Source organism: Methylobacterium sp. B1 (genome assembly GCF_000333255.1).
Classification (GTDB): Bacteria; Pseudomonadota; Alphaproteobacteria; order Rhizobiales; family Beijerinckiaceae; genus Methylobacterium; species Methylobacterium fujisawaense.
In genome coordinates this window covers 1-8,903 of the sequence record NZ_BACT01000897.1, presented here as the reverse complement: position 1 = coordinate 8,903, position 8,903 = coordinate 1, and the positions used below count along the sequence as shown (strand labels likewise).

At 71.3% G+C, this 8,903-nt stretch carries 2 protein-coding genes and 2 pseudogenes; all 4 read left to right on the top strand.

Annotated elements, in window-relative coordinates:
• Positions 1 to 189: 189 nt before the first annotated feature.
• A pseudogene (locus I53_RS36245) lies at positions 190 to 549 on the top strand (type II secretion system F family protein); the annotation flags it as partial.
• A 79-nt stretch (positions 550 to 628) separates the two neighbouring features.
• Positions 629 to 4,608: pseudogene (treY, locus tag I53_RS25555) on the top strand (malto-oligosyltrehalose synthase); the annotation flags it as partial.
• A 371-nt stretch (positions 4,609 to 4,979) separates the two neighbouring features.
• Complete coding sequence (locus tag I53_RS25550; protein ID WP_043356094.1) at positions 4,980 to 8,360, top strand: maltotransferase domain-containing protein; 3,381 nt, start codon at positions 4,980 to 4,982, stop codon at positions 8,358 to 8,360.
• A gap of 149 nt (positions 8,361 to 8,509) precedes the next feature.
• On the top strand, positions 8,510 to 8,903 hold a 394-nt coding region (locus I53_RS25545), incomplete at its 3' end, for an alpha-amylase family glycosyl hydrolase (RefSeq protein WP_043356092.1).

Sequence of the window (8,903 nt, the reverse complement as noted above, 5' to 3'; positions counted from 1 at the left end):
CGGCCTCGCGGGCCGCCACGGTCCCGGTGTTCATCGCGACGCCGACATCGGCCTGGGCGAGGGCGGGGGCGTCGTTGGTGCCGGGCGCTCGGGGCCGCTTTCGCGGGGGGCTTCGGCCTGCCGGCGTGGCTGCTGCGCCACCTGCGGCTCAAGCGCATCGCGAAGTTCAACAAGGAGCTGCCCAACGCCGTGGACGTGGTGGTCCGCGGCATCCGAACCGGCATCCCGGTGGGCGACTGCTTCCGCATGGTCTCGCGCGAGGCCGAGGAGCCGGTGCGCAGCGAGTTCCGGACCGTTGTGGAGACACAGGCCATGGGCCTGTCGCTCGGCGAGGCGTGCACGCGGCTGTTCGAGCGGGTGCCCACCGCCGAGGTGAACTTCTTCGCCATCGTGATCAACATCCAGCAGCAGTCGGGCGGCAACCTGTCGGAGGCGCTGAACAACCTGTCCACGGTGCTGCGCGACCGCGCCAAGATGCGCGGCAAGGTCCAGGCGATGAGCATGGAGGCCAAGGCCTCCGCCTCGATCATCGCCTGCCTGCCCTTCGCGGTGGCGGGCATCACCGCCCTGACCAGCCCCGACTACATCTCGCTGCTCTGGACGACCGATACCGGAAAGGTCGCCCTGCCACGCCCTGTTCGAGGCCCTGTCGGACATTTCCGGGGGCAGGGCGCGCATTGGCTGGGCGACTGGGCGGACGCGTACCGCCGGGCCGGCACGGAGGCGGTGCGGGCCTTCGCGGCGGAGCATGCCGAGGCGGTCGGCTATCACGCCTGGCTGCAATACCTCGCCGACCGGCAGCTCGAAGAGGCCTCCGCGGCGGCTCTGGGCGCCGGCATGCGGGTCGGGCTGTACCGCGACCTCGCGGTCGGCGCCGACCGGGGCGGCTCCGAGATCTGGTCCCATCCCGAGCGCTTCGCCGACAAGGTGTCGATCGGCGCGCCGCCGGATCTGCTGGCGCCCAAGGGCCAGAACTGGGGCCTGCCGGCCTTCGACCCGCTGGAGATGGAGCGCGACGGGCTCGCCGCCTTCCGGACCCTGGTCCAGGCCAACATGCGCCATGCCGGCGCGATCCGGATCGACCACGCCTTCCAGCTCGCCCGCCTGTTCCTGATCCCGCTGGGCGCGGGCGCCCAGGCCGGGGCCTACGTGGCCATGCCGTTCGAGCCGATGCTGGCGGTGCTGCGGCTGGAGAGCCACCGCAACAAGTGCCTCGTCATCGCGGAGGATCTCGGCACCGCCCCGGAGGGCTTCTCGGACGCGCTGATGCGGGCCGGGGTGCTGAGCTACCGGATCCTCGCCTTCGAGCGGGAAGGCGACGGACAGTTCAAGGCGCCGTCGGCCTATCCGCGCGACGCGCTCACCGCCATCACCACCCACGACCTGCCGACCTTCGTGGGCTGGTGGCGCGGGGTCGACACCGACACCCGCCAGTCGCTCGGCCTCTACGACCAGGAGCGGGCCGAGGGCGAGCGGGCCGAGCGCGTCGTCGAGCGCCGCCGCCTCGCCGAGGCGCTGGCCGGCGAGCAGTTGCTCCCCTCGGCCGAGCCCCCGGATGCCGCGCCCTTCGAGGCCGCCGCCCGCTACCTCGCCCGGGCGCCCTCGATGCTGACCGCCGTGCAGTACGAGGACGTGGTCTCCGAACTCGCCCAGGCCAACGTGCCGGGCTCCACCGAGGGCTACCCGAACTGGCGGCGCAAGCTCGACCGGGAGCTGGCGGACATCGCCGCCCCCGGCGGGCCCCTGGCGAAGCTCGCAGCCGCCCTGTCGGCGGAGGCACGGGGCCCGCGCTCGGGGGCCGCGCGGCTCGCCGCGCCGCCGCCGCGCTCGACCTACCGGCTGCAGTTCCACAAGGACTTCACCTTCGCGGATGCCGGCCGGATCGTCCCCTACCTGCACCGGCTCGGGATCAGCCACGTCTACGCCTCGCCGCTCCAGACGGCACGGCCCGGCTCGACCCACGGCTACGACATCGTCGACCACGGGGCGATCAACCCGGAACTCGGCGGCGAGGCGGGCTTCGTCCAGCTCTCCGAGACGCTCCACGCCCACGGGATCAAGCTGCTCCTCGACATCGTCCCGAACCACATGGGCGTCGGCGGGTCCGACAACCCGTGGTGGCTCTCGGTGCTCGAATGGGGCTCGCTCTCGCCCTTCGCCGACGCCTTCGACATCGACTGGCAGCGGCTCGGGGCCGGGCGCAACCTCGTGATCCCGTTCCTGGGCGAGCGCTACGGCGAGGCCCTGGAGCAGGGCACCCTGGTGCTCAAATTCGATCCCGAGAAGGGCGCCTTCAGCGTCTGGCACTACGAGCACCAGCTGCCGATCCGGCCGCTGAGCTACCCGACCATCCTCAACCGGGTGATCGCCGCCATCGGGGCGGTGGACGACGACACCACCGCGGAGCTGCTCGCCATCTCCGAGCGCCTGCGGGCCATGGCGATCGACACCGACGAGACCCGCCGCAAAGGCTTCCCCGAGGAGGCCGAGGGGCTGAAGCGCCGGCTCGCCGAGATCCACGGCGTCTCGCCGCTGATCCAGGAGGCCACCGCCAGCACGCTGGCCCTGCTCAACGGCTTCAAGGGCCGCCCGGACAGTTTCGGGCCGCTGCACCGGCTGCTGGAAGCGCAGGCCTACCGGCTCGCCCATTGGCGGGTGGCGTCGAGCGACATCAACTACCGCCGCTTCTTCGACGTGAACTCGCTCGCCGGCCTGCGGGTCGAGCTGTCCGACATCTTCCACCGCTCGCACGAAACCGTGTTCCGGCACATCCGCGAGGGCCGGATCGACGGCTTGCGCATCGACCATATCGACGGGCTGGCCGACCCGCTGGGCTACGCAAGGGCGCTCCAGGCGGCGGTCGGGCCGGGCTTCTACGTGGTCGTGGAGAAAATCCTGGAGCCCGGGGAGCGGCTGCGGCCCTGGCCGGTGGCCGGGACCACGGGCTACGACGTGCTCAACCAGCTCGACGGGATCCTGGTCGACAAGGGGAAGCGCGGCAAGGTCGAGCGCCTCTACACCTGGGCCACGGGCTTCGACGAGCCCTACGGCTTCCAGCTCCGTGCCGCCAAGGCCGAGATCCTGGAGATCAGCTTCGCGAGCGAGCTGGAGGTGCTGACCACCGACCTCAAGGAGGTCGCCGATTCCGACCGGCGGACCCGCGACTTCACCGTCAACGCGCTCCGCCGGGCGCTGATCGAGATCATCGCGCGCTTCCCGACCTACCGGAGCTACCTGCCGCCGGAGCTGGAGGAGGGCGAGGTCGAGCCCGAGGACGTGCGCCTGATCGAGGGCGCCGTCGCCAAGGCCAAGCGCTGGTCGAGCCTGCCGGACCGCTCGGTCCACGACTTCGCCGCCGACGTCCTGCTCGGCCGGATCGAGACCGCCGGGGCGGGCCGGCCGGATCCGCGGGTTGCCTTGCGCTTCCGCCGCCGGTTCCAGCAGCTCACCGGCCCGGTCATGGCCAAGAGCCTGGAGGACACGCTGTTCTACCGCTACGCGTGCCTGCTCGGCCTCAACGAGGTCGGGGGCGATCCGGGCGAGTACGGGATCGACGCGGAGCACTTCCACGACCTCCAGATCGCCCGCGCCCGGGACTGGCCGAGCGCCATGATCACCACGGCGACCCACGACACCAAGCGGGGCGAGGATGCCCGCACGCGGCTGCTCGCCCTCTCGGAGATCCCGGAGGAATGGGCCAAGGCCTGGGACCTGTGGCAGCGCACCGCCGGCCCGCACCTCGCCCGCATCGACGGCGAGCCGGCTCCCGACGCCAACGACCAGTGGATGTTCTTCCAGGCCATTCTGGGCGCCTGGCCGCTGGAGCTGCTGGAGCGGGACGAGGCCGGGGCGATCGAGGATTTCCGCGACCGGCTGATCGCCTACGGCGAGAAGGCCATGCGCGAGGGCAAGCGCCGGTCGAGCTGGGTCAATGTCGACGCGGTCTACGAGGGCGCGGTCAAGAAGCTGTTCACCGCGCTGATCGCCCCGGGCTCGGACTTCCTGGCGCAGCTCCGGCCCTTCGCCCGGCGGCTCGCCCATCTCGGCATGCTGGCGAGCCTCGGCCGGACGGTCCTGAAATGCACCCTGCCGGGCCTGCCCGACACCTACCAGGGCACGGAGATCTGGGACTTCTCCTTCGTCGATCCCGACAACCGCCGCCCGGTGGACTACCCGGCCCTGGGGCGGATGCTGGACCAGGGCGGCGTGCCCGCGGAGCTGCTGGCGCACTGGCCGGACGGGCGGGTCAAGCAGGCGACCCTCGCGGCGCTTCTGGCCGAGCGGGCCGAGCGACCGGACTTCTACGCGAGCGCCGCCTACGAACCCGTCCCGGCCACCGGCGCGCGGGCCGGGCACGTGATCGCCTACCGTCGGACCGATCCCGGCCAGGAGGGCGGCGACCTGTTCGTGGCGGTACCGCGGCTGGTGGCGGGCTTCGTCGGGGAGGCGGTCTGGCCGGGTGAGGCCTTTAATGGGACCCGGGTCGATCTCGGGGCGGGGACGCGCTGGCGCGACCTCGCCTCGGGGCGGATCGTGGCGGGGGAGGGGGCCGACCTCGGCGAACTCCTGCGGGATCTGCCCTACGCGGTGCTGCGGCGGGAGCCGTGAGGGGAGCGGCCGGATCCGTGGATCGTCCTCCCCCCTCCGCGGGGGAGGGTGGGCCGGCCGTCAGGCCGGGTCGGGAGCGGGGAACCCGGCTTCCGAAACGGGCGGAGCCGGCATGAAGGCCGCCGCCTTCTCCGGCACCGTCGCGCCCCCGTCACGGGACTTCGGGGACCACCCTTCCCCGCAGCGGCGGGAGGGAGCGTGCGCGGGTCCGTCCCTGCCACGAAGACCATGTCGGCAGGTCCCTCGCGGTCCTGTCATGCGAATCTGCTGAGAGGGGGACGGCGCGGACCTGACAATCCCCGCCGTCCCACGCGAAGGCACGCCCGGGCGGTTCGGGCGTTACGACACAGGAACGGGAGCCAGAAGCCAGCATGAACGCACCGACCAAAGCCGCTGCGACGACCGGGGCCGAGGCCGTCCTGCCGGCCGCGCTGGCGCCCCGGGCCGAGGGGCCGCGGATCTACAACCTGTTCCCGCTCCTGGTCGGGCGCGTCGCGGACTGGACCGCCGAGCTGCCGCGGATCGCCGCGCTCGGCTTCGACTGGATCTACCTGAACCCGTTCCACCAGACCGGCGGCTCCCGGAGCCTCTACGCGGTGGCCGATCCCGAGCGGCTCGACGAGCGGTTCCGCGACCCGGACGGCACGCCGGACGACGCGCAGATCCAGCGCTTCTGCGCGGCCGCGCAGGCCCTCGGCCTGTCGGTGATGACCGACCTCGTGATCAACCACACCGCCGACAACGCCCGCCTCGCCACGGAGCGGCCCGACCTGTTCATGAAGGAGCCCGACGGCTCGATCATGCACCCGGCGGCGGTGGATCCGGACGATCCGTCGATCCGCACCGTCTGGGGCGACCTAGCCGAACTCGACTACCACACGCCGGCTGCCCGGGATGAGCTGACCCGGATCTGGGGCGCCTACGTGGCCCGGCTCCAGGACCTCGGCGTGGCGGGCTTCCGCTGTGATGCGGCCTACAAGGTGCCGCCGGAGACCTGGCGCGTCCTGATCGGGGAGGCCAAGGGGCGCGATCCCGCCTGTCTCTTCGCCGCCGAGACCCTGGGCTGCACCTTCGAGGAGGCCCGGGCCACGGCGGGCGCCGGCTTCGACTACCTGTTCAACTCCTTCGCGTGGTGGGACCTGAAGAAGCCCTGGGCCCTGGAGCAGTACGAGCGCCTGCGGGTGCTGGCGCCCTCCATCGCCTTCCCGGAGAACCACGACATGACGCGGCTCGCCGCCGGGATCGGCGGCGGCCCTGAGGCGGTGGCGGCCCATCTGCGCACCCGCTACGCGCTGGCCGCCTTCTTCTCGGCCGGCGTGCTGATGCCGATCGGCTACGAATGGGGCTACCGCCGGGCGCTGCACGTGGTCGAGACCACCCCGGGCGACCGCGAGCACGAGACCGGCATCGACATCTCCGGCTTCATCCGGGCGGTCAACGCCCTGCGGGCGGAGCTGCCCGCCGCCAATGTCGAGGGCGCGCAGATCCGGATCTCGTCCCCCGACAGCGACTGCGTGGCGCTCGCCCGCTTCGACACCGGCCACCCGGCCTCAGCCCGGCACGGGCTGATCGTGCTCTACAACCCGACCGACAAGCCGGTGCCGGTCGAGGCCGGGTCGCTCATCGCCCGCACCGGCGGCATGCTCGGCACCTTCGTCGACCGGACCCCGGAGGCCGAGCCGATCGCGTTCCATCCCGGCAGCGCCATCGACCTGATGCCGGGCGAGCTGCGCATCCTGGCGGCCAGCGCCCAGGAGGTCGCCCGGCTCCCCGAGCGCGGCACCCCGGACGGGGAGGGGCGGGTGGTGATCGAGGCGGTCAGCCCTGAGCTCGACGGCGGCCGCTCGCCGGTGAAGCGGATCGTCGGCGAGTCCCTGCGGGTCGAGGCCGACATCTTCTCCGACGGCCACGAGATCATCGACGCCGCGATCCTGTCGCGGGTCGCCGGCAGCGACGCGTGGCGCGAGGACCCGATGGTCTTCGTCGACAACGACCGCTGGGCCGGACACTTCCCCCTGGAGCGCAACGCCCGCTACGAGTTCACCCTGATCGCGTGGCGCGACGCCTTCTCGTCCTGGGTGCGCGACACCCTGAAGAAGCGCGCCGCTGGCGTCGATGTCCGCCTGGAGACGATCGAGGGCGTGGCCCTGGTCGGGACCGCGGCGTCGCTCGCCCGGACCCGCGGCGGCCGCGACGCCGAGCGCCTCGCCGCGCTCGTGGCGGCGCTCGCCGCCGAGGAGACCGGCTCGGCCGTCCAGCTCGACCGGATCCTCGACCCCGAGGCGTCGCGTCTCGTGCGCCGGAACGCCGAGCGGGTGAACCTCACCCGCTATCCCGTGACCCTGCCGGTGATCGCCGACCGCCTCGCGGCCCGGTTCTCCGCCTGGTACGAGATCTTCCCGCGCTCCCAGTCGATGGACGTGAACCGCCACGGCACCTTCGACGACGTCATCCGGCGCCTGCCCGAGATCCGCGAGCTCGGCTTCGACGTCCTCTACTTCACGCCGATCCACCCCGTGGGCCGGACCAACCGCAAGGGGAAGAACAACACCCTCACGGCCGAGCCCGGCGATGTCGGCTCGGTCTACGCGGTGGGCGCGGCGGAGGGCGGCCACGAGGCCGTGCATCCCGACCTCGGCACCCTTCAGGATTTCGAGCGTCTGGTCGCGGCGAGCCACGCCTACGGGATGGAGATCGCCCTCGACTTCGCGATCCAGTGCTCGCCCGACCATCCCTGGATCAAGAACCATCCGGAATGGTTCGAGTGGCGCCCCGACGGCACGCTAAAATTCGCCGAGAACCCCCCGAAGAAGTACGAGGACATCTCGAACGTCCACTTCTACGGCGGCGCCCTGCCCGGGCTGTGGATCGAGCTGCGCGACATCCTGCTCGGCTGGTGCGCCCGGGGCGTGCGCATCTTCCGGGTCGACAACCCCCACACCAAGCCGATCCCGTTCTGGGAATGGGTGATCGGCGAGGTCAACGGGCGCTATCCGGACGCGATCTTCCTCGCCGAGGCCTTCACCCGGCCGAAGATGATGAAGAAGCTCGCCAAGGCCGGCTACCAGCAGAGCTACACCTACTTCACGTGGCGCAACACCAAGCAGGAGCTGACCGACTACGCCCTGGAGCTGGCCGGCGAGATGGGCGAGTACTACCGCCCGAATTTCTTTGCGAATACGCCCGACATCAATCCCTACTTCCTTCAGACCAGCGGACGCGCCGGCTTCGTCATCCGCGGAACCCTGGCCGCGACCCTGTCGTCGGTCTACGGCATCTACAACGGCTTCGAGCTGTGCGAAGCCGCGCCGTATCCGGGCAAGGAGGAGTACCTGAACTCGGAAAAGTACGAGCTGAAGGCCTGGGACTACGACCGGCCGGGCAACATCCGCGAGCACATCGTCAAGCTGAACACGATCCGGCGCGAGAACCCCGCCCTCTGGGATTTCCGCAACGTCGTCTTCACCGGGGCCTTCAACGACCAGATCATCGCCTACGCCAAGGCGACGCCGGAGCGCGACAACTGCATCTTCACCATGGTCAACCTCGACCCGAAGAACCGCCAGGAATGCACCTACGAGGTGCCGCTCTGGCTGTTCGGCCTGCCCGACGACGGCGCCGTCGAGGTCGAGGACCTGCTCCAGGGCTACACGTTCGAGTTGCGCGGCAAGTCCCACCGCATCGCCCTCGATCCGGCCGAGCGATCCTGCGTCATCTGGCGCCTGCGGGCGCCGCGGCGGGTTGCGGGCTGAGGCCACCCGTGGCACCTGACCGTGGCACCTGACCCCGGCGGCGGGCCTTCCCGTCGCCGACCATTGCACCCGCGCGGCGGTCGTCCGCCCGCTCCCGGCCGGTTCCCACCGCCGGTCCCGTCAGATTCGACCGATGAGGCAGCGACGCGATGATCGATCGCAGCGACCCGCAATGGTACCGTGACGCCATCATCTACCAGATCCACGTCAAGTCGTTCTTCGACTCGAACAACGACGGGATCGGCGACTTCGAGGGCCTGACCCAGCGCCTCGACTACGTCCGCGATCTCGGCGTCACGGCGATCTGGCTGATGCCGTTCTATCCCTCGCCGCTCCGCGACGACGGCTACGACATCGCCGATTACCGGGACATCAACCCGTCCTACGGGACCATGGAGGCCTTCAAGGCCTTCGTGGAGGCGGCGCACGCCCGGGGCCTGCGGGTCATCACCGAACTCGTGATCAACCACACGAGCGACCAGCACCCCTGGTTCCAGGCCGCCCGCGAGGCGCCCCCCGGCTCGCCGGAGCGCAACTTCTACG